This is a genomic window from Chryseobacillus diguaensis (assembly GCF_049220665.1).
Classification (GTDB): Bacteria; Bacillota; Bacilli; order Bacillales; family Bacillaceae; genus Metabacillus_B.
Genome location: NZ_JBMKNV010000004.1, coordinates 21,064 through 43,443, shown reverse-complemented (window position 1 = coordinate 43,443; position 22,380 = coordinate 21,064). Strand labels below are relative to the sequence as shown.

Below are 22,380 nucleotides of genomic sequence, written 5' to 3'. Positions count from 1 at the left end.
GCTGCATTTTAAATATGATTCTTAATCAACTTTGTGAAATATTGTACTTAAACAAACGGGCGCTTATGTTAAAGAAAGGGATGCTGTTGGTCAACCTTTTTTTATTCAGCTAACAGGTTAGTGGGAAAAACGGGTGATAATTCATCTCTCTTTTAATCCAATTTGGGAATTGAAATGGCAAAAGAACCATATAGAATTATGAAAGGAGGAGAGTCATAAAATGCAGAAAATGAACAAATACTTTCGTACAAGTGCGAGTATGGTTTACATGATGACCAATAATGAAGTAATGAATCAAATCATAGCTTTTTATAGGAATTTGAATGGGATGCTTACCTTTGTGGGTTCCTACCCAACTAATGGCAGGGGTACTGGTGCAAGAGAAGTCTCCACTGCAACAGCAAACGATGGAGTTGATCCTCTTACCTCACAAGGTGCCCTAACTTTGTCCCGTGATGACCGTTTCCTACTTGCCGTTAACGCGGGCAGCCATAGTATCAGCAGTTTCATTATTACCGACAGCGGAGCACCCGTTCTAGTGGATGTGAAGCCATCAGGAGGTGCTCAGCCCAATAGCGTAGATGTGTTTGGTAATCTTGTCTATGTATCCAATGTAGGTAATGCTGCTAACAACTTTGCCTCCAATATCACTGGTTTTCGTATAGATGCTAACGGACGCCTTACTCCTATTCCTGGATCCCCCCATTCTCTCAGCACTTTCAATGCTCAACCGGCGCAGGTTCTCTTTACTCCAGATGGCAGTAAAATCCTTGTATCCGAACTTACTTCAAACCATCTTAGTGTATTCCATGTAAATAAAAATGGTACGGTTACAGGACCAATCATTAATGATTCTTATGGTCAAGGACCATTGGGAGCTTATTTTCTATCCTCTGGAATCCTATTAGTTACAGAAGCAGCTTCAAATGCGTTGTCATCATATTCATTGAGTAACGACGGCATCCTTCATGTGATCAGTGGCTCTGTACCAAACGGATATAAGACTGCTTGCTGGGTTGTAACGACGAGGGATGAACGTTTTGCATATGTTACCAACACCTTAAGCGGCACCATCTCCACCTATCGAATCGCCCCCAATGGAGCACTTTCGGTGGTAAGGCATATTACAAGTACACCCTCAGGTACAGCACCAGGACTTCCGATTGATGTTGGAGTGAGTAAAGATGGACGGCATTTTTATACCCTTAACGGAAATCAGGGTACAGTCTCAGTATTTAATATCCAAGATGATGGAAGTCTGGTCAGATTACAGATTGCTGCTTGGACCAACTTTCCGTATTTAGGATCACAAGGGTTGGCTGTTCTTTGATTCTACTTGGTCCATCACATTTGATGGAGTAGAAAGTTTCTCTTAGTGTATGAGTCATCATCAACTCCCATGAAAATAAAAACTGAAAAAGACAATAAGAAAGTGGACCCAGACAATAAGTTTTTTAAAAAAAAGGCTGCGTTTTTAGTCTTCCTTGTGATTATGATCCGTTTATTAAAATAACGTGTTTTTGAAAACCGTTGAACGTCTACGTTCAGTGGATACAACAATTATTTATCGAGGAGAGGTATTTTATTATGGAAAACAAAAAATGTACTAAGTGTGGAAGTGCTGAGTTTGCAGAAGCAACAGATCACATGCCTGTGAAACCAAGCAAAATGTCACTTAAAGGCTCTAATAAAATCTATACATTTTGTTTAAATTGTGGTGAAGTTGATTCCATTCGTATTGAAAATGTAACCATTTTTAAGGACTAGTTAATATTTTCCTTATTAAACAAAAGGGCGCAAGAATCTAATAACGATGGACTGTTTCAGCAGTCCAATTGTATATTCGCGGTAATAGGAGATGAATTTGTGGACTTAAATATATTTTTGGCATTCGGGGCAGGGTTTTTATCATTTATATCTCCGTGTTGTTTGTCGCTTTACCCTGCATTTTTATCTTATATTACAGGAATATCGGTTGTTGAGTTAAGAGATAATTCGATATTAAATAGCAGTGCAATGCTTCATACATTTTTCTTCCTGCTCGGGTTTTCTATAATATTTGTGGTTCTTGGATTATCAACATCATTTATTAGCAATCTTTTCTATCTATACAAAGATTTAATTCAGAAAATAGGAGCAATTTTAATTGTGTTTTTTGGTTTGATTGTTGTTGGCATTCTGAAACCAAAATTTTTAATGGTGGACAGAAAATTCACTTTTAAGATTAGGCCTTCAGGGTATTTAGGTTCCTTTTTAATTGGATTAGGATATGCTGCTGGTTGGACTCCTTGTGTAGGACCAATATTAGGTGCTGTTATCACTTTAGGTTTGTATACTGGTCAGGGTTTAATTTTTATGATTGCTTATGTTTTAGGGTTTTCAATGCCATTTTTTATAATGTCATTTTTCATTGGAAATTCAAAATGGATTAAAAAATACAATAGAAATATAAACCAATTTGGTGGGTATATAATGATTTTCATGGGTGTTTTTTTATATTTTGGTTGGCTGACAAAAATTACAGCATTCATATCAAATTATGTATTTAGGGGTTTTACAAGTTTTTAGTTTGAAAGCAAAGAGGGCGTTCTTGAAATATACATCCAGCGTTTATATTTTCCAGAACGCTCTTCCACAATCGGACGCTATGGCGTCTTTTTTTACTTAAGAAGAAAATAAATAAAATATTCCATTATTAACCAATATCATTTATTCTAAACTTAATTGAACTTAAATAGGTAGGTGTAGTAATAATGGAGCTTTTATTTGGAGTATTAATATTTGCTGGTTTTTTTGCATTATTTGACGCACTAAGAAGAATTAACAACAATCTAATTGATCAAACAGAAGAAATTAAGAAATTCCGGATTGAACTCACCCAATATAAAGATGAAACTGTATGGGAAAAAGATATATAAAGAATTTCAATTCAAACCAAGCTTGTTCGAATTTCCATCATTTATTGTACCGAGTCCATTCATCAAATATGAATTTCTCCAATGATTTAATAGATTTAAAGGTATGATGGCAATTGGTAGGAGGCAAATGAATTGATTCATAAAGTAGAAAAAATGAATGGTCATAACAAAGATATAAACTCCCAGAAGGAAATTTTAAAAGAAATTTTAAATTTGAGTAAGAACATGCAGAAAGTATTGGAAATTTCACAATCGGAATTAAACAATTACTATATTGGAGCAGGTTGCTTGGTTCAAACCGTCTGGAACTATTTATCAGGAAATCCTTTAGACTACGGAATTGAGGACATTGATATTGTTTATTATGATGCAGAAAATTTAAGCTTTGAGAAAGAAAAGCAGCTAGAAATCAGAATAACGTCTTTACTCAATAATCTCCCATTTAAAGTAGATGTTAAGAATGAAGCGAGAGTTCACCTTTGGTATGAGGACAAGTTTGGTTATAAGATAGAACCATACCAATCATTAGAAGACGCCATTAACAGTTGGCCAACAACAGCAACTTCTATAGGGGTCAGAAAGGGAACTAATGGCCAATTTGAGGTGTACGCACCTTATGGGCTAAATGACCTTTTTGGTATGATTGTAAGGGCTAACAAGTTACAGATAACACGAGAAATTTATGAAAAAAAAGCCGGAAAATGGAGTAAATTGTGGCCAGAACTCTTTATTATTCCATGGGATGAATAATGATTACTCCATTCCTTCTTCAACTATTGAGCGCATTTCTTTAATAAAGGGCACTGAAATGCTCAAGTTTTTTTATGAAGGAATGATTCATTTATATATATTGCAGGACAAGTAAAAATCTTAAAATCAATTCACGTTCAAGGAGGAATTACGATGTCAAACAACGCATTGGTATCGAGAGTAGAGAACGATCGGGTATTGGTACTAGAGCGCGTTTTCGATGCGCCACTCGATCTCGTATTCAGGATGTTTAAAGAGCCGGAATATCTTAAACGCTGGTGGGGGCCGAGGGGCTGGGAGATTCCGGTATGCACCGTTGATTTCCGTCCGGGAGGCGTTTGGCACTACTGCATGAAGTGTGTCGATCAGAATCAGGGTAAATTTTTTGGTATGGAATCTTGAGGCAAAGGGGTTTATAAGGAGATTATCGAGCCGGAGAAGATCGTCTACACTGATTACTTTTCAGATGCCGTAGGTAATTTGAATGACTCCATGCCGTCGTCCGAGATCACATTAGAATTCATCGATTTGGGTGGAAAGACAAAGCTGATAAACCGTGCTGAATATGTTTCCGAAGAGGCCCTTAAGAACGTCATGGACATGGGCATGCTGCAGGGCATTTCCGAAACTTGGGACCGTTTAAGCGAGCTATTGGAGTCGCTGAAGTAGATTTACCGTAACAATGTTTTAAGCGTTAGTAAGGTTTAGGAGCATTGAGTTTAGTAATTACTTTTATAAGGGAGTGTAAAAAATCAATGATTAGTACAGTTGGTCAAATCATGTTGTATGTTAATAACCAAGATAAAGCAAGGGAGTTTTGGACAGAAAAAGTAGGGTTTAGTGTAATTTCAGAGGAAGATAACGGTCAAGGAATGAGATGGATTGAAATTGCTCCAACTAAAGAAGCTGAAACAAGTATTATTCTCCATAATAAGGAGCTAATTGCTAAAATGCAACCTGAATTAAATCTTGGTACACCTTCTTTAATGTTCTTCTCAAATAAATTCGATAATTTATATAGTGACTTATTAAACAAAAACGTTACAGTCGGAGAAATTGTAAATATGCCTTCAGGTAGAGTATTTAATTTTGCAGATAGTGAAAATAATTACTTTGCAGTATTGGAAAAAAAGTGAATTTCTCCTCAATTTACGAGTGCGATGCTTGAATAAAGGCATCGCCTTTTTGCTTGTTTGATTTACGAAACAGATTGTGAAGATTTACACTTAGAGTAAGGGTACGATTGTTTAATAAGACAGTCGCTTTTTGTGCTAAAGAGTCAGGTAAATTGAAAAAGGATATTCGTGTACGTCAAAAACTATATTTAATATCATAAGGAGCAAATTACTATGAACAAAATTTTAGAAAACAATCTTAATTTAGAGTATAAAAAAAATCTATTAAAAAATCACATTAATTTTCTATCAAAACATAGAGGAATAAAAGAGTGTCTTGAGTATGGTGAATTTATTCACAGTGACAATCCAGATTTCAATATCTTTTTCCCTTTTTTAAATGATAGTACAGAGAAAGTGAACAAGGACTATACTATTTACTTGCCCCAATGGATTTTAATTAATGAACAAATGAAGTTAAAATATAAAAAAGTTGGCAGTCTTACCTATATGGTTTTAGCTGATAAAAAAGCAAGATGGGAAATTAATAAAAAAATAATGATAAAAAGGGCAAATTCTCTTTCTGACATAGAAGATTTTAGCGTTGCACAGGCATGGGGATTTTGTGAAACCGAAGAAATATTTAATCAAGCGTATTCATGGATGAGGCAAAAAAATATAGAAAATCTTGATGACAATACTCAAAATTTTTATGTTGCATATGATAATGAGAAGCCTGTTGGTGTTACATTGTGCATTTATTATAAGAATATAGCAGGAATTTATGCCGTTGCCACCCTACCAGAATATAGAAAAAAGGGGGTTAGCACTACTCTAGTACAAAGAGCTGTTGATGATGCCATTAATAGTAATATATCAGTAGTTACTTTACAAACGTATACTGAATCATATGCACATTCTTTTTACAAAAAACTTGGATTTGAGGATGTATTTGAATGCGGTATTCTTAAACTCATAAATTAAATTTTATAACCCTGTGAAGATTGACATATAATGCCTCACAGGGTTTTTATTCAACTCAACACAATCTGTATTTTGTTGTGTTTGATTCTCTATAAGTAAATATGTGAGAGCCTTCTATTTTTAAGGACTTTTTTAGAAATTAGATCTTACAGAAGGTTCGTTGCTGAAGACAAAGAGCGTTTATTACAAAATAGACTGGATGATTCCACCTTCAACCCGCTGAGCAGGACCATTAATAGCTGATGCATTTTCAGAAGCAAGAAAAACAATTGTGTCTTCAACCTCTTCCACTGTGGTTGGAGGTGAACAGGTTTTGCCAAAATATAATATTCCGGTTGAAGCAGCTCTTGAAGTGATTTGCGGGAAATGGAAGATAGTTATTCTCTGTCATTTAATTCTAGGGACAAGGCGAACAAGTTGGGATTTATCCAGTTCGTTTTGTATTTCCCAAAAGCATTTTAAAGATATTTTGAACAAATTCAGCAACTTTAGTTAACCTGCTAAAATTCTATAGTTAAAATTCGGCAAAAGAGAGTGGCCTTGATGTGCAAAAATTTTAACTTTTTCTATACTAGAACGATTCGGAGGTGACCAAGAATTATTGAAAAAAGGCTATTATTATATGGGAAAAGCCTCTAGGAAAATTCCAAAAGAAATTGAAGAATTTTGGAGCTTCTTCAACGGGTGATTATCTTTAAAACATAAATGATGTTCCACAATCGGGCGCTTTAATGAAGTAACGAAAAAAAACCCAATTTTCTTAAGATTAATCTAAGAAAAATGGGCTTTTTAATATTGGTATTTCCTTAAAGTTGTAAATATGCAGGTTCTGGCGCTACCACTAAATGGTCGTATATGTAGATATGATTTTTTGTGAGTCATTTGTTTTATGATCCATCATAGCGATGGTCGTGTAAAATACATTGATAAAAATGAGAAACTGTGGTAAATTTACATAGATACACAGCGGATGGATTTTTTGTATAAATTATCCCTATTTTAATTATACACCATAAAATTCTTTTCAGTCAACCCCTATTTTTATTTTTTTAAGGAGTGTTTGATATGAACATGGAACTTCGCCAGGAGCAAGAACGAGTGAATAGCGTAATGAAGACAATTACAGAGCAAATTCATAGATTGGAGGGCGAAACTTCAAGGCTTCGAATGGAAGTTGTGAATATCCGCAAACACTTTTGGGATGAAGTAAAGGTTAATATTGATACCTTCGACGATTATCTTGAGACAATCATCGGCTTGAGACAAGAGGCTCAAGCACTTTCCGTAAGCCAAAGCACCCATAGACATGCATCTAAGAGATTATTTGCGCTGCGGCGTATGCAAGAGGTGCCCTATTTTGGTCGAATCGATTTCATTGAAGAAGGAACTGCAGCTGCGGAACGAATCTATATCGGCATCTCTACGCTCACGGATACAAGCGGAGAAAATTTCCTTATTTACGACTGGAGGGCTCCGGTCTCGAGTGTCTACTACGACTACCAGCCTGGTCCCGCTGAGTATGCTACACCTGGTGGTGCCATCCATGGCATACTGGAGAAAAAGTGGCAATATCTCATTCGCGGCGGCATTATCCAATCTATGTTCGATACTGGTCTCACTATTGGTGATGAGATTTTACAGCAGGTGCTTGGTAAAGGTACAGACAAACATATGCACAATATAGTAGCCACCATTCAACAGGAACAAAACCGGATCATTCGGCACGATCGCGGGCGGATGCTCATTGTACACGGCGCTGCAGGAAGCGGTAAGACATCGGCTGCCCTGCAGCGGATTGCTTATTTACTCTATAAATATCGAGATATGCTGAATGCCGATCAAATTATTCTCTTTTCGCCTAATTCGATGTTTAATAGTTACGTTTCCAATGTGTTGCCAGAACTGGGCGAAGAGAATATGCAGCAGGTCACATTCCAGGAATACTTGGATCATCGGCTGAAAAGTGAGTTTCAAGTTGAGAATCCTTACGATCAATTGGAATATGTTTTGACTGCAGTGGATAATCCATTATACGGAACAAGGGTTGCGAGCATCCGATTCAAGGCTACCACCTGTTTTTATGAGGCGATCAAATCATATAGTGAGTCGCTGGAATTATCCGGAATGGTATTCAAAGGGATTATCTTCAGAGGAAAGACAATTGTTACTGCTAAACAAATCGCGGAAAAGTTTTATAGCAGCGACACCTCGCTTCGCTTTCATAGCAGACTTGAAAAATTGAAGGATTGGCTAATTAAGCAAATAGATGAAGCCGAGAAGCTCGAACGGACTAAGCCATGGGTACAAGAGGAAATCGAACTGCTTAGTAATGAGGATTACCATAAGGCATATACCTACTTAGCGGAAAAACGCGGCTTTAAAGGAAAGTCGATTCATGATTATGAAATCGAGCCTGAAGCGTTAGCCCGGTTGATTGTTCGCCAGAAGTTAAAGCCGTTGCGAAAACGGATCAAGGCGTTTCGTTTCGTCAACATTAAGGAAATATACAAGCAGCTTTTTACCGATCCCATCCAGATCAAACAGTGGGTGGATCGGGAAGCACCCGAGGAGTGGCCGGATATTTGCCTATCGACTGTGAAAATGCTGGACGAAGGGAATCTATTTTACGAAGATGCTACTCCGTTTTTATTTATGAAAGAGCTGATTCAAGGCTTTCAGACGAACAGCTTTATCAAACATGTACTTGTAGACGAGGCGCAAGATTATTCTCCGTTTCAATTCGAGTTTTTGAAACGTTTGTTTCCTTCGGCAAGAATGACCGTGCTCGGTGACTTTAACCAAGCAATATTCGCCCATGCCAGCGAAATGGTCGATTTCCACACGCTTACTAGCTTATACGGTCCGGATGAAACGGTTGGGATCAACTTGACCCGCAGCTACAGATCCACAAGACCGATCGTCGAATTTACACGCGGACTAGCATCTGATGGCGAACGGATTACCGCTTTTGAACGCGATGGCGAGAGGCCTATATTGACACAACTGTTCAATCGCGATGATTTGCATCGCTCCATAGCTTCCAAAGTTGCAGACTTACGCAAACGGCGGTATAGCACAATAGCGGTTATATGCAAATCTGCAGTGGAAAGCACCGCTGCATACGATTCCTTGAGCGGTATCGAAGAAATTAAGCTCGTGAAGAACGGATCGATTGAATACGAGCAAGGCGTTGTCGTCATACCGGCGTATTTGGCCAAAGGTATCGAATTCGACGCAGTTATTATTTATGACGCATCAGCGGAAGTATACGGAGATGAGAGCCTCCGTAGATTGTTTTACACTGCCTGCACCCGGGCTATGCATCACTTGCAACTATATAGTGTAGGCGAACCAAGCCCCTTTTTACGAAATGTTACGCCGGAGAGTTTGGTTCTAAGATAGCTTGCATGAAGATTGCTTCCGAGGCGTGACTTGCTCTCCGCATATGGTACATGAGTGCAGAAGACAGAATTTCAATCATAAATTTTGTGGAAGTTCGACCATTTACGGCGGATGAGGCAAGAACCAAGTTACCTGATTTACTTCTCCATTTACATTCGCTGTCTCCTTTCCCTAAGGGAATTAATTCCCTCGGGTAATGTCGGAATTGTCGATGGCTTCATTCAAAAATTTCTGGATGCTAAAATTCTTCCGGAGAGTATAACGGAGGAGATGTTCTAACTATATGCACCAGTTGCAAATGTTTATTCTCGTCATGATAAGCAGAATTTAGTTTCGTGACATAATGATCTGAAGCCAGAAAAGATTCTTTTTGAACAATCCTTCGTAGACCAGAACAACAGCCGGAACATGCACCAGAAGATGAAACAAATGACGAGAATGCTGCATTGAGCAGGACATGAAAAAGAAAACGGAAGATCTTTTCTATATAAATAAGTTGACCTTATAATACAATCGGGCGCATTTCTGTAATAAGGAATGCGTCTATTATCATTTAAAGGCCATTTAATGGAATAACTTTATGTTAAAGTTATAAAAAGAATTGTGAAGAAATGCTCTTAAGCTACAGGGCGGGTTAGTTGAATAATCAATATCAAAAATTAATCCAAACAATAAATAAGGAGGAATAAATAATACATGTTTCGATTAGATGGGAAAGTAGCAGCTATTACAGGGGCTACTAGAGGGATTGGGAGACAAATGGCGCTAGCATTAGCGGAAGCGGGAGCACAAGTAGCATTGCTTCAACGGAATGTAGAGGATGATTCTGTACAAAAGGAAATTAAAGCACTAGGTCAAAACTGTATTATTGTTCCATGTAATCTAGAAGATCAGGTACAAGTAAAGGCTACAATACCAACAGTAGTGAATAAGCTTGGACAAATTGATATCCTCGTCAATAATGCGGGCATTTAACGTCGATCACCATCAGTTTCATTTTCAGAAAGTGATTGGGATGATGTAATCAATGTGAATTTAAAGTGTGTTTGGCTTTTATGTCAAGAAGCTGGGAAATTCATGGTCCCTCAAAAGAAAGGTAAAATCATTAATATGGCGTCTTTATTATCTTTCCAAGGCGGCTACACTGTACCAGCTTATGCTGCAGCGAAAGGCGGGATAGCACAATTGACAAAGGCATTATCAAATGAGTGGGCTAAAGAAAATGTCAATGTAAATGCTATTGTTCCTGGTTATATTGCAACAGATATGAATGAGGCATTACTGCAGGATGGAACGCGCAATCGACAAATTCTAGAGCGTATTCCAGCTGGTCGATGGGGGACGGCAGAAGATTTTAGAGGAACAGTTGTCTTCTTGGCTTCGGATGCATCGAATTATGTTCATGGTCATCTGCTTGTGGTCGATGGAGGTTGGCTTGGCAGATAAACTGCTGCCGAATGAAAATAGAGCCTGGAAAGGAAAAACTATAAATAAAAAAACAGAGGGGAAAGAATTATGCAAATATTGTTGCTGCTATTGGAGTATAAATAGCCCTCAAAATATAAGTAAATTATCGGTGAAAGGATAAGTGATATCCTTACCCCACTTTGATTAATAAAGTTATTTATATTATATAAAAAAGGTATGTTTATGAAATATTGTTTTGGAAAATGAGTTTTGATAGAAATAAAGAGTGATAAAGTAAGATATTTAACAGCTTCTTTATATTATCAAAAACCCTCGTTTTTGACATTGGTGTAGCAAAAGAAGGTATTACAGGTTAAAGGAGAATATTTTACAAGCTCGCATTTATTCTTAGGATTGAAGTTTATAAAAATGAAGAGCATGTTCATGATGAATGCTCCTTTAAAAAATAATAAAGTTGTTTCAAAAACGCCAGTCATGCTATTCAACAATGGGCCAGATTGTTGAACATCACACTAATTGTGATAGTTCATGGAATGCGGACTATTACGGTGCAGGTATGTTTATCAAAATTGATAAACATAAGATATTTCTGGCAAAAAGTAAGACCCTTGATTTAAGAAAATTAAGGGTCTTGCTTTATAAATATAAATCACCTAATTATGGGACTTTTCTAGGGCTAGTTTTATACCAAAACCTATCAGTATAGTGCCTGTGATTCCTTCAATAATATTTTGTGCTTTAGGTTTTTTCATAAAAGAGCTAATCTGATTAATTAAAGAGACATAAAGTAAAAACCATATGGCAGTCAATACAGTATAAGTGATGCCCATTATAAGAAATGGTATAAATGTATTGCTTTCAGAGTCCACGAATTGAGGCAAAAAGGTTAAGAAAAAGACAGCAACTTTGGGATTAAGGATATTGGTAAGGAATCCTTGTTTAAAACAAGATGTGTTTTCAAACTGCATTTTTGTGTCCATCTCAACGCTTGCTGTTTCTTCTTTTTTTCTCAAAGCCCATAATGTTTTAGCACCGAGATAAATTAAGTAAACAGCACCAATATATTTGAAGACAGAAAATAATAGCGCTGTTTTAACAATAATTGCTGAAAGTCCTAAAACAGCAGCAGAAGTATGGATAAGAAGGGCGCAACAAGTACCAAAAGCTGTTTTAAGACCTCCACTTCTCCCAAAGATAAGAGTATTTTTTGTAGTAATCGCAGTATCTGGACCTGGTAAAATAATTAGAAAAAAACACATAGCGACAAACAGATAAAAGTTTTCCATTTTATTATCACCTTTCTGATTATTATAAGTCTTCTGAAGAATATGTGATTCCTGTATTATATATAAATCGTGTAATAAATTGAACAAAAATTTTATTTCCTGTTTCACTAACGGCTGCTTAACGATCTTCCAGAAAAGGTCGCAAGAATTGAACAACGACGGACTGTTTCAGCAGTCCATTTTTCTTGGTCTTTAATCAGTTAAATGGCAGTTTAGTTTAATAACGCATTGTTACAAAGGAAAAAACCCCGTTTTTATTTAGCGGGGTTTTAATTTGGATAGTATAAAACCATACTTAATCGAGTTAACGTTTCTCCCGAATTATGATAAGTATGAGGTTTATCAGCCTTGAATCTGATAGAATCGCCATTTTTTAATGTATATTCAACGTCATTTACTCCGACAGTTAATTCACCATCAAAAACTGTTAAAAATTCCTCAGTTCCCTCCAGGTGTGAATCAGCACTTAGGAATCCACCTTTTTCAATCTCGACTGAATAAACTTCAAAACGTCTATCATCTTCAAATGGGAAGTATGGATAAAGCCGATATTTCCCTTTATCCTCCACAAGTTTTTTAACCTCGCTCATTGATACAACTTTTGTATCTGGCTGCGGATTATTGATTAGAGAAGTAAAAGATATTTTTAATCCATTTGCTATTTTCCAGATAGTTGTAATAGTAGGACTGGATTCACCTCTTTCAATTTGACCAATCATTGTTTTACTTACACCAGTAGCCTCTGCAACCTTTTCAAGGCTTAATTTTTTACTTTCTCTAAAGACTTTCAAATTTTTGGCAATGATTTGATTTATTTCTTCCATAAAAACACTCCTAATATTACTTATTTACATCATAACGTCTGTATCGTACAATATAAAGTAAATCGTTATATTGTCTATTTTGAACATTATAACACACAATTAAAGGAGGGTTCCATTTTGGTTTTATTATCGCTATCGTTCTTGTTATATGTATTTGTTACTGCTTTTACTCCAGGTCCAAATAATATTATGGCAATGTTAGTTGCTAACAAATACGGGTTAAAAAAGACAATTAGATTTTCTTTAGGAGTAGGTGCAGGTTTCTTTGTTCTAATATTATTGTGTAGTTATTTTGGTCTTTTGCTTAAAAGTTTCATTCCAAAAGTTGAATTTATTATGACTATTCTAGGTGTAATCTATATGTTGTATCTGGCTATAAAAATTATAACCAGTAAAAATGATGGTAATTACAATGATGGGGACAAGAATAACAGTTTTTTAACAGGTATGCTTTTACAATTCGTAAATCCGAAAGGTATTTTATATGGCATTACTACAATATCAACCTTTGTCCTTCCATATCACACTTCTGATTTCAGCTTAATATTTTATTCATTCTTTCTAGCTTTTGTTGGTTTTTTGGGCACTTACTCTTGGGGTGTTTTTGGTTCAATTTTTCGAAAGTTCTTATCAAAGTATAATACTCAGTTTAATATAATTATGGCTTTATTATTGATGTTTAGTGCAATATCAATACTTTTGGAATCGAGATAATGAACGGGTGCTTTAGTAAAATAACTGAGGTGCCATCTTTGTAGCTTTTTTACATTTTCCATATTCAACATTAACAAAAAAAGAGATAAAAACGAGTGACAATATAAGTTTCCTTAACATATTGTTACATCCCCTTTTTTAATTGGATAATAAATTACTTACAGAATCCTTAACCCGTAGTAATAGTTTTGATCGCCTAAATATCGGATAAAAAAGGACGGTTATTATCAATAGACTTCCAGAGATCATAATCGTTAAAATAATCCCCATATTTTTACCTAATATTCCTCCCAACAATGTCCCAATTAAAATTAACAAATTATTTATAGAGAAGAAGATGGCCGTGCCTCTTCCACGAATGATTTCTGGCATTTCTTGAAGAAAGATGGTGCTAGTCGGGACTGTTAAAATGGCATTTGAAACACCAATCAGAAGACTCCAGATGATTAAAGGAAATAAAACTAAAGTCCATTGGCTAAATAATGATGAAATCAAATGGATACTAACGATGCAGATACCTAAGACTCCGATTGAAAGAAACAATAGACGATAGTGTAAAATACGTTTTAGCAAATATGAACCAGCTATAGCGCCGATAACCGTACCAAATGCTAAAGTACCTTCGATCAATCCGAATTCAATTTTGCCTACCTCAAATACTTGCAATAAAACCGCCTTGTAGTTAGTGGTAAATATCCCTATTGAAACCATTACTGGAACAAGTAATATTAACACAAATCGAAGTATAGGTTTTCTAAACAATTCAAACAATCCCGTTTTTAGGTGATCCAAATAGTTTAATTCGGAGGAGAATTGCTGCTCATTTGTTTTGGCCAATACAGAGAGACCCATAAATAAAATGGCAGAAATGAAATATGAAAAAGCATCAAAAATGAATATCTGAATGGGGCTTTGAAACGCTAGTATTACCCCTCCTAACACAGGACCTACCAGTTTTATGACAGCTAAAGTACTTTGAAATAGGGCAATCCCTTGTGGAATTCTGTTAACTCCCACTATGGAAGGTATGGAGGCCATCCTTGCAGGTTCAAATACAGCAGTCCCAATTCCCTGTAAGAATATTAGGGATATTAAAAGAAACATATTTTCATAAGAAAAAATCATAAAAAATACAATCAAAAAACGAAACAGGTCCGATAAAACCATCATCATACGCCTGGAATATCGGTCGATAACGGGACCTATCAGTGGACCTATTACTACTAATGGCAATAACTGAGCAATAAATACTAGACTGATCATAAAAGGATCCTTCGATAATGTTCCCACTAAATAAACGGCAGTTGTTAAGGTCATCGCATCTCCAAGAAATGAAATAACCACCGCTAACCAATAGCGTATATATACTTTATCTTTAAGTAACTCCATCATTTAAAAGATCCCCGCTTCCTATCTAACTAAAATTCAGCACTTAAAATCGAATTTCGTATTTTGTTAAGATATACTAATTATTAACAATGAAATAAATATTTAAAAAGTGAAAAAAACAATCCATTTTTTCACCTTTTATCAAAGGAGAAATTATGAGGCAAATTGAACATTTATTGTTGATCAGGAGTGAATTTGACCAAATTCCCACAAATGAAGTTGTAAGAATTTCCATCAAAGAATTAGCTGGAGTTTTGTGCAGCTCAACTCGGAATGTAAATTATCTCCTTAAGAAAATGCATGAAGATAAACAAATAAAATGGTCACCAGGTAAAGGGAGAGGACATGTATCAAGTCTCATTTTCTGTTATTCTTTTTCGGAATTGACACAAATGTACTTAAAAACAATGGTGGAAGCTCAAAATATAGAGGATTTAATCAATTTTATAGAAGGTACAACTTTATCTGTAAAAAATAAACAAGTCATTTATAACTATTTGCATAAGGAACTTGGCCCAAAGATTGAAAGAACTTATTCAGGTTTCAATAGTGTTTTAAGAATGCTTCTCCCTCAAAAGATACAGACACTTGATCCAATTCATGCATTACTTTATTCAGAGGCGCATTTGGTCAGTCATTTATATAATACACTTGTTCATTTTAATTCCACCGATGCAAAAATAGAACCCTGCCTTGCATATGCATGGAAAGAAAACAAAGAAGGAAAAGAATGGACATTTTATTTACGCAAATCAGTACAGTTTCATAACAATGAGGAACTAACGGCTCAAGATGTGAAATACACTTTTTGTAGGATTATTAAAGTTGAAAAAGACACAGCCATCTATCCCTTATTAAGTGATATAGATGAAATTGAAATCACTGACGATTATACTGTTACATTTCATTTAAAACACTCAAATTACTTCTTTCCAAGAATTTTATCTTCCTTTCATTGTTCCATTCTTAATCATACTGATACAGATTTGAAAAAGCCCAATGGAACTGGCCCATTTAAAGTAAGTGAATTAACTGAAAATTTCATTAGTTTATCGGCTTTTGACCATTATTTCAAGGAAAGAGCGTTAATTGATCGTATAGATATTTGGATGAGCAACCTAATTGATCCTCATGTTATGCAAGCTACTAAATTAAATATTCAATCAATAAATCAACCTGAAATGAAAATTTCATATCATTATCTATTATTAGGTAGTAGACTCATTACATTTAATCAAAATCAAAAGACCTTTGATAAGTACTTTAAGTTAGCTCTAATTAATCTATTTAGCCCTAAGAAGATTGTACAAGAACTAAATGGAAACAGGAGCTTACCATCATCCAGCTTCCTTCCTAGTAAAAGCAACTCCGATCCTTTTGCGACGATTACCGTTGACGAAATTAAGCATATTCTTTCCAAAAGTATGTACGCTGGAGAAATGATAAACTTATATTATTTTGATCTAAATGAAGGATTGGAAAGTGCAGAGTGGTTAAAAAAACAGGCTGAAAAAGTAGGGATCAACATGTCCCTTCATCCTATTCCAAAGCATAAACCAAATGATAACAATGTTGTCCAAGAAGCTGATATTTTACTACTATCGATAATTCTCAGTGAAGATGTAGAATTGAGCCTGTACACCATTTTCAAAAGTCAAAACTCATTTCTTAGAGAGTATTTACCTAAGAAGGCAAAAAAATATATAGATGAACAGCTTAAAATATTTCAAGAGAAAAAAGCCAAGAATGGACTCGTCGAATTAATAAATATTGAAAATTTCTTAAAAGAAGAGTTGTTAATTCATTTCTTATATCATGCTAAAAATAAACTTGATTACCCCCTTTTTTTAAAAGGTATTGAAATAAACTCATATGGTTTGACAAATTTTAACCAATTATGGGTTGATCCTGATTCAGAAACAATAATTTCTAGTAATTAACAATATAAAGTATTATTCCTTCATCCCGTAATGATGGATATTTTAATGCATTTTGCAGTAAACTTATGATTTACGGGTTCCTTTATCTTATATTTGTACAAAAAGAAAAAGAACCCGTTAGGATCCATAAACTATTTCTTACTTTTGACATTAGAGATATTTTTATAAAGCAATCACTTTGTCAAGTGAAATCCTTTGCAGCAGCAATTTTAACTTTCTCATCGGGTACCAAGGGCTTCTAGATTCTATTTTATCCCTGTTCACTTAATCACATTAGATTAATGTTACAAGCTAATTTTTGTCTCCTTTATCGTTTTATATATAACATTCAAACCTTGTTTAAAATATTGAAAACTATTCAATATGCACAGGCACTTATCTAAAATGGGCTAATTATTGGATTACAATATATGGTCTCATCATCTCATAATCTTCATGCTCCAGGATATGACAATGCCAAACATACAACCCTGTATAAGGACCAAAATTCATAATAATTCGAGTTACCTGGTTAGGATTGGCTTGAACTGTATCCTTCCTTCCTCGTTCTTGAGGTACGGGAGGTATGGCCGGACCTGTATATTTGATAATTCTCTCCTTGTTATACTTTTCTACATCGAAATTTCTCCGATCTAATATTTCGAAATCAATTAAGTGAATATGAATAGGGTGCGTATCCGTAGTTAAGTTAATTAGATACCATATTTCGGTTGATCCCAATTTTGGATTTTCCGTTATGGGAGCATCCCACTGTTTATTATCCAAAAGCATGAATTCACGACCGTACTTATCCATATTATCATTTAATGTGAGGTATCGGATTTTTGAAGCGGACTGTTCTTTTATATTTGGAAGAGGCATCATATAAGCCGGGATAACACTTGTATCAACACTTGATAGCGGTAGAGTCACTCTAAACTGCATCACTGTACCCGTGTTTTCATTTGCCGGATCTCCGCTTGGAAAAGGAGCGGGGGCATCATTTGTCATGATAATATTCTTCCCCTCAAAATTTGTAAAATCAATGATCACATCTGCTCTTTCTGCAGGTGCTAACATGATTTCTGTGACTCCTATCGGGTGCTGCATGAATCCTCCATCTGTCGCGATTTGATACATAAATTGTCCCGAATCGAGCTTAATCCTAAAGAAACGGGTGTTGGCAGCGTTTAACAGCCTAAATCGATATTTACGTGGTTCCACTTTTAAATAGGGCCATACTTTGCCATTCACGATAATTGTATCCCCAATAAATTCAGGTACGATTGATGTTTCTAAACCCTGAACAGGTTTTTCTGGCTGCTTAGGGTAATAAAGAGAACCATCCTTTTTAAAAGTCTTGTCTTGTATCAGAAGAGGGATCTCATATTTCCCACTTGGTAAATTCATTAAACGTTCCCGTTGATCTCTGATCAAATAGAATCCTGCCAATCCAGCGTAAACATTAAGCCTAGTGATCCCAAGGGCATGGTCATGATACCAGAGGGTGCAAGCATCACTACAATTATCATATCGATATACTTGCTTTCTAAAATATCGACCAACTTGTTTGAATCCCTTTGTAAACCAAGACTCTGGGTAGCCATCGCTTTCCCATTCCACACATGCACCGTGGACGTGGACAACTGTTCGTACTTCCGGTACATCCTCATGGGCACCATGCACCGTATAGTCTACCGGCAAAAGATGCTTATCTGGAAGATCGTTGATCCATTTGATAAATACGATTTTTCCGCTTTCCACTTCAATGGTAGGTCCCGGATAGCTGCCTTCATAGCCCCAAACAGTTGTATCATTTAATTCACTATGGAGTGATTGCTTAAATTCGGTCATATTCACTTCATAATAAGTATGAAACTGATCTTTCCATCTAGGTTTTAAAATAGGGGGAATAGGAAGTTCATCTACAAATTTAGAGAGAACCATATTTTCGCTCCTTACTGATTTTAAATTCCTTCTTTCTAAATGATAATTGTCTTACAATCCCTATATGACGAATACAATTTTCTTGTTACATTATCGCTCTAAAGACAAGAAGAAGGAGTTTATTTGTTCGATTGCACTACAGGCGAACGTCACGTATAATGTACAACTTTTTTGAAGAACTCTGCATAGTCCTTAGCGAATTGACGGAAAGAGATTGGTTTCTTACCTGTCACTTCTTAAACGATTGGTGATACACCCGCTGTATAATAGCACGGTTGACTGCACATAGAGTTCTAGCATGGCTTGAATAATGATCCATCTGTTTGATTGAATACCAGATCATGATATAATGGTTATTACGATTTTACTTATCATTGAACGGATGCCAAGAAAAGCCTCCGCATAGCGATGAAATATGGTGGTGTAAGAGAATGAATAAACGATGGACAATTAGTAAAATAAAGGAATTTGTTGAGAGTAATTCGGAGAGTAAGCTGCTTACAACGGAATATCACGGTTTTTCTCAAAAGTTACTATTTGAATGTTCATGCGGCAGCAGCTTTGAAAAAACATTTACTAAATTTAAAAATAATAACCAGCGTAAATGTGATGTATGCCAGCCGCCAAAAGAATCACGATAATGAATAGTGAATATACCGAGTGCTGGTTTCTATAAAAGAGAAGTTGGCACTATTTTTATTTTATAGGGAAGAACAAAAGCTGATCTCCTAAAGAGGGAGGTTAGCATTCCTTTTAAGACGAAAGATTGCGTTTCTTGAAGACAAAGCTGTCATTCTGGGAATAGCACAGAAAAAAGAAAACTCACCAATGCGATGGCGAGTTTTGCTTTTTAAAGGCTGTTTTCGCAGAGATTGTTGCTGTTCGTAAATGCTTTTATCACCATTTTAACTTGCTTCGGGCAACAACTTCAATTACTTCTACAGATGTATCAGAAAGCTGGTGTCTTAAACTCATTGTAAATGAATGAAGCGCCGCTTTACTTTGATTTTAGCTGCTAATTCAAATTTTGTACTTCAAAAATGAACCCGTTACTAGAAAATACTGTGTCTTTTGTGTGCGATTCATTTTGTTATCTATCCGGCTAGATAAGTTTGTTACAAAAACTAAACTGCTATAGTCTATTAACAACAGCGGGAAACCTTCCCGCCTTTTGCGTTATAGCGTGCTTCCTGAGCTTCACAAAAGAATTCCTTTCTAGATTGAACGGGTTCACCAGGATGGTGCTCCGCCATATGCTCCACATATTTCTCATAACAGGGAACACCTGCCATCAGGCTTAAAAACTGATTACGGTATTGAAGGATTTTGGACAGCTTAGCCAGCATACGTTTTTGGGCCTCCTTCATCTCTTGAGATATAAGGCGCTTCGTGAAGGGTGACTTTTTCATTCCGGATTACCTTCATCCAAATTCGGACAGAAGCTATTAATACGGCGATCACAACAATCATAAAGATTCCACAAAGAGCGGCATCGACATAATCGTTCAGGATGACTTGATTCATCTGTCCTATGCTTGCAGCCGGCGCTAGCACTTTACCGCTGGAAAGGGCATCTCCGAATACTCTTGCATGAGACAAAAATCCGATTTTTGGATTAGAGTGAAATAGCTTTTCCCATCCAGCTGCCATCGTTACGATTAAAAGCCAGACAGTTGGCAAAAGGGTAACCCATACATATTTTTTCTTGCCCATTTTGAAGAGAAGAGTTGTGCCGAGCAAAAGAGCAATTCCGGCAAGCATTTGATTGGCTATTCCGAATAATGGCCAAAGTGTATTTATGCCTCCAAGCGGGTCGATGACGCCCTGATAGAGGAAATATCCCCAGCCAAGAACACACAAAGCAGTTGCCAGCAAGTTTGCAGGCAGTGAATCAGTTTTACTTAATGGTTTGTAAACGCTCCCTAAAAGATCTTGAATCATAAAGCGTCCAACTCTTGTGCCGGCATCAATGGTTGTGAGAATAAATAAGGCTTCAAATAAAATAGCAAAATGATACCAGAAGCCCATGAGTGCGCCGCCTCCGAGCACTTTTGAGAAAATAAACGCCATACCAATTGCAAGTGTAGGAGCTCCGCCAGTTCTTGAAAGAATGGTTCCTTCCCCAACATCCTTCGCAAGGTTCGTTAACACATCAGGTGTTACCTTAAAGCCCCAGCTTGATACTGTCTGAGCAGCCTGGACTGCATCAGCACCAATCACAGCAGGAGGACTGTTAATCGCAAAATAAATGCCAGGCGTTAACACGCAGGCAGCAATCATCGCCATAGCAGCAACAAACGACTCAGTAAGCATAGCTCCATAGCCAATTAATTGGGCTTGTGATTCTCTTTCAATCATTTTTGGAGTTGTTCCGGAAGATACGAGTGCGTGGAATCCAGAAACAGCTCCGCAAGCAATTGTGATAAACAGGAATGGGAAGAGGTTTCCTGCAAAAACAGGTCCTGTTCCGTCAATAAACTTTGTCACAGCAGGCATCTGCAAATCAGGTGCTACAACAATAATGCCAAGCGCAAGGCCGACAATTGTTCCGACTTTCAGAAATGTACTTAAATAATCCCGCGGTGCAAGAAGCATCCAGACAGGAAGAACAGAAGCAATAAACCCATAAATAATCATTAAAATAGCAATCGTTTCTCCATTAAAGGTAAACATGGCAGCAAGTGCCGGGCTTTTTGAAACAACCTGTCCGAGATAAAGAGAAAAGAGGAGCAGAACAATACCAATAACAGATGCCTCGCCAACCCTTCCAGGCCGGATATATCGCATGTATAAACCCATAAAAACGGCAATTGGAATTGTAGCAGCGATTGTGAACATTCCCCAAGGACTTCCTGCGAGCGCCTTCACAACAACTAAGCCCAAAACTGCAAGCAGGATAATCATGATCCCTAAGATACCGATCATTGCAATATAACCGGCAACAGGCCCAATTTCATCCTTGATCATTTCACCAAGTGATTTTCCTTTGCGCCTCATTGAACCGAACAAAATGACAAAATCCTGAACGGCTCCACCGAGAACGACCCCGACCACAATCCAGATCGTACCGGGCAAGAATCCCATCTGTGCTGCAAGGATTGGTCCAACCAGCGGACCTGCTCCTGCAATGGCTGCAAAGTGGTGCCCAAAAAGAACCCACTTGTTTGTCGGGACATAATCCTTTCCGTCATTATTCGTTTCAGAAGGTGTTTCTCTTTTATCATCCAATTCAAAAACCTTTTTCGCCATAAACCTGCTGTAGAAGCGATAGGCCACAGCATACACACAAACAGCCGCAGTCAAAAGCCAAATGGCGTTAATGGTTTCCCCTTGCTTCAGTGCAAGGATTGCAAAACCTGCTGCTCCGAGAGCTGAAACGACTCCCCATAAAAGAATTGACCAGATTTTTTTCATATGTATTCTTCACCCCTTTTGTTTTACTAATATTATTTTACTTTATTTATCAGAATATTTAAATAAGTAAAACCATTTATATTGGGGTTTTTTTGAAATGAAAATGAGGATGAAAGCTCCTCTCATGAGAGGAAGGGGAGATTAGGGTCTGCATAAAAAAATGATATTTTTCTTTTGAAGGGAATCAGAAAAATAAAATTGGAGGGATGCTGACAGTATAAAAAAAGAAATTACAGCTTTACAGTATGAAAGCTCAAATTATTTCAGCAAAGCCTTCAAGAAATCCATTG

At 36.6% G+C, this 22,380-nt stretch carries 18 protein-coding genes and 5 pseudogenes; 15 read left to right on the top strand and 8 right to left on the bottom strand.

Features of this window, described 5'->3' with window-relative positions:
• The first annotated feature begins 220 nt into the window (after window positions 1-220).
• The 8 genes and pseudogenes from ACOT8F_RS07505 (at window position 221) to ACOT8F_RS07470 (ending at window position 5,767) form a co-directional block, all read left to right on the top strand.
• Window positions 221-1,330 (top strand): lactonase family protein, encoded by a 1,110-nt coding sequence (locus tag ACOT8F_RS07505; RefSeq protein ID WP_421650990.1) that lies wholly within the window; start codon window positions 221-223, stop codon window positions 1,328-1,330.
• Window positions 1,331-1,587: 257 nt separating this feature from the next.
• Complete coding sequence (locus ACOT8F_RS07500; protein WP_421650989.1) at window positions 1,588-1,767, top strand: hypothetical protein; 180 nt, start codon at window positions 1,588-1,590, stop codon at window positions 1,765-1,767.
• Between the two features lie 99 nt (window positions 1,768-1,866).
• Window positions 1,867-2,568, top strand: coding sequence for a cytochrome c biogenesis CcdA family protein (locus ACOT8F_RS07495; protein WP_421650988.1), 702 nt, complete (start codon window positions 1,867-1,869; stop codon window positions 2,566-2,568).
• 185 nt (window positions 2,569-2,753) lie between these two features.
• Window positions 2,754-2,918: a hypothetical protein gene (locus ACOT8F_RS07490; RefSeq protein ID WP_421650987.1), complete on the top strand. Its 165-nt coding sequence runs from the start codon at window positions 2,754-2,756 to the stop codon at window positions 2,916-2,918.
• Window positions 2,919-3,050: 132 nt separating this feature from the next.
• Window positions 3,051-3,668 (top strand): nucleotidyltransferase family protein, encoded by a 618-nt coding sequence (locus tag ACOT8F_RS07485; protein WP_421650986.1) that lies wholly within the window; start codon window positions 3,051-3,053, stop codon window positions 3,666-3,668.
• Window positions 3,669-3,821: 153 nt separating this feature from the next.
• Window positions 3,822-4,337 (top strand): annotated as a pseudogene (locus ACOT8F_RS07480) (SRPBCC domain-containing protein).
• A gap of 86 nt (window positions 4,338-4,423) precedes the next feature.
• Window positions 4,424-4,804, top strand: a complete 381-nt coding sequence (locus tag ACOT8F_RS07475) for a VOC family protein (protein WP_421650984.1) — start codon at window positions 4,424-4,426, stop codon at window positions 4,802-4,804.
• Window positions 4,805-5,017: 213 nt separating this feature from the next.
• Window positions 5,018-5,767 (top strand): GNAT family N-acetyltransferase, encoded by a 750-nt coding sequence (locus ACOT8F_RS07470; RefSeq protein WP_421650982.1) that lies wholly within the window; start codon window positions 5,018-5,020, stop codon window positions 5,765-5,767.
• Between the two features lie 183 nt (window positions 5,768-5,950).
• On the opposite strand, the pseudogene ACOT8F_RS07465 reads toward ACOT8F_RS07470, so the two are convergent.
• Window positions 5,951-6,061 (bottom strand): annotated as a pseudogene (locus ACOT8F_RS07465) (oxidoreductase); the annotation flags it as partial.
• Between the two features lie 19 nt (window positions 6,062-6,080).
• On the opposite strand from ACOT8F_RS07465, the pseudogene ACOT8F_RS07460 reads away from it, so the two are divergent.
• The 4 genes and pseudogenes from ACOT8F_RS07460 to ACOT8F_RS07445 form a co-directional block, all read left to right on the top strand.
• A pseudogene (locus ACOT8F_RS07460) lies at window positions 6,081-6,185 on the top strand (winged helix-turn-helix transcriptional regulator); the annotation flags it as partial.
• A 647-nt stretch (window positions 6,186-6,832) separates the two neighbouring features.
• A complete protein-coding gene (gene helD / locus ACOT8F_RS07455; RefSeq protein ID WP_421650981.1) occupies window positions 6,833-9,169 on the top strand; it encodes an RNA polymerase recycling motor HelD in 2,337 nt (778 codons plus the stop codon).
• Window positions 9,170-9,865: 696 nt separating this feature from the next.
• A pseudogene (locus tag ACOT8F_RS07450) lies at window positions 9,866-10,615 on the top strand (SDR family oxidoreductase).
• Window positions 10,605-10,757 (top strand): hypothetical protein, encoded by a 153-nt coding sequence (locus tag ACOT8F_RS07445; RefSeq protein ID WP_421650980.1) that lies wholly within the window; start codon window positions 10,605-10,607, stop codon window positions 10,755-10,757. The pseudogene ACOT8F_RS07450 and the gene ACOT8F_RS07445 overlap by 11 nt, the downstream one beginning before the upstream one ends.
• Before the next feature lie 493 nt (window positions 10,758-11,250).
• On the opposite strand, the gene ACOT8F_RS07440 is transcribed toward ACOT8F_RS07445, so the two are convergent.
• Together ACOT8F_RS07440 and ACOT8F_RS07435 are read right to left on the bottom strand one after the other, a co-directional pair.
• Window positions 11,251-11,883, bottom strand: a complete 633-nt coding sequence (locus ACOT8F_RS07440) for a LysE family translocator (RefSeq protein WP_421650979.1) — start codon at window positions 11,881-11,883, stop codon at window positions 11,251-11,253.
• Window positions 11,884-12,152: 269 nt separating this feature from the next.
• Window positions 12,153-12,707: a helix-turn-helix domain-containing protein gene (locus ACOT8F_RS07435; protein ID WP_421650978.1), complete on the bottom strand. Its 555-nt coding sequence runs from the start codon at window positions 12,705-12,707 to the stop codon at window positions 12,153-12,155.
• A 117-nt stretch (window positions 12,708-12,824) separates the two neighbouring features.
• Between ACOT8F_RS07435 and ACOT8F_RS07430 the strand changes: the two genes are divergently transcribed.
• Window positions 12,825-13,421, top strand: coding sequence for a LysE family transporter (locus ACOT8F_RS07430; RefSeq protein WP_421650977.1), 597 nt, complete (start codon window positions 12,825-12,827; stop codon window positions 13,419-13,421).
• Between the two features lie 138 nt (window positions 13,422-13,559).
• On the opposite strand, the gene ACOT8F_RS07425 is transcribed toward ACOT8F_RS07430, so the two are convergent.
• Window positions 13,560-14,813, bottom strand: a complete 1,254-nt coding sequence (locus tag ACOT8F_RS07425) for an MFS transporter (RefSeq protein ID WP_421650976.1) — start codon at window positions 14,811-14,813, stop codon at window positions 13,560-13,562.
• 152 nt (window positions 14,814-14,965) lie between these two features.
• Between ACOT8F_RS07425 and ACOT8F_RS07420 the strand changes: the two genes are divergently transcribed.
• Window positions 14,966-16,750: an ABC transporter substrate-binding protein gene (locus ACOT8F_RS07420; protein WP_421650975.1), complete on the top strand. Its 1,785-nt coding sequence runs from the start codon at window positions 14,966-14,968 to the stop codon at window positions 16,748-16,750.
• 393 nt (window positions 16,751-17,143) lie between these two features.
• Here ACOT8F_RS07420 and ACOT8F_RS07415 read toward each other — a convergent pair whose 3' ends face one another.
• On the bottom strand, window positions 17,144-18,676 hold the full coding sequence (locus ACOT8F_RS07415; protein WP_421650973.1) for a multicopper oxidase family protein: 1,533 nt from the start codon (window positions 18,674-18,676) through the stop codon (window positions 17,144-17,146).
• A 431-nt stretch (window positions 18,677-19,107) separates the two neighbouring features.
• Between ACOT8F_RS07415 and ACOT8F_RS07410 the strand changes: the two genes are divergently transcribed.
• On the top strand, window positions 19,108-19,317 hold the full coding sequence (locus ACOT8F_RS07410; protein WP_421650971.1) for a hypothetical protein: 210 nt from the start codon (window positions 19,108-19,110) through the stop codon (window positions 19,315-19,317).
• Window positions 19,318-19,600: 283 nt separating this feature from the next.
• Here the strand turns inward: ACOT8F_RS07410 and ACOT8F_RS07405 are convergent.
• The 3 genes and pseudogenes from ACOT8F_RS07405 to ACOT8F_RS07395 form a co-directional block, all read right to left on the bottom strand.
• Window positions 19,601-19,678 (bottom strand): annotated as a pseudogene (locus tag ACOT8F_RS07405) (short-chain dehydrogenase); the annotation flags it as partial.
• A 140-nt stretch (window positions 19,679-19,818) separates the two neighbouring features.
• Window positions 19,819-20,022 (bottom strand): YbdD/YjiX family protein, encoded by a 204-nt coding sequence (locus ACOT8F_RS07400; RefSeq protein WP_421650970.1) that lies wholly within the window; start codon window positions 20,020-20,022, stop codon window positions 19,819-19,821.
• Window positions 20,012-22,090, bottom strand: a complete 2,079-nt coding sequence (locus tag ACOT8F_RS07395; protein ID WP_421650969.1) for a carbon starvation CstA family protein — start codon at window positions 22,088-22,090, stop codon at window positions 20,012-20,014. The genes ACOT8F_RS07400 and ACOT8F_RS07395 overlap by 11 nt, the downstream gene beginning before the upstream one ends.
• Window positions 22,091-22,380 lie beyond the last annotated feature (290 nt).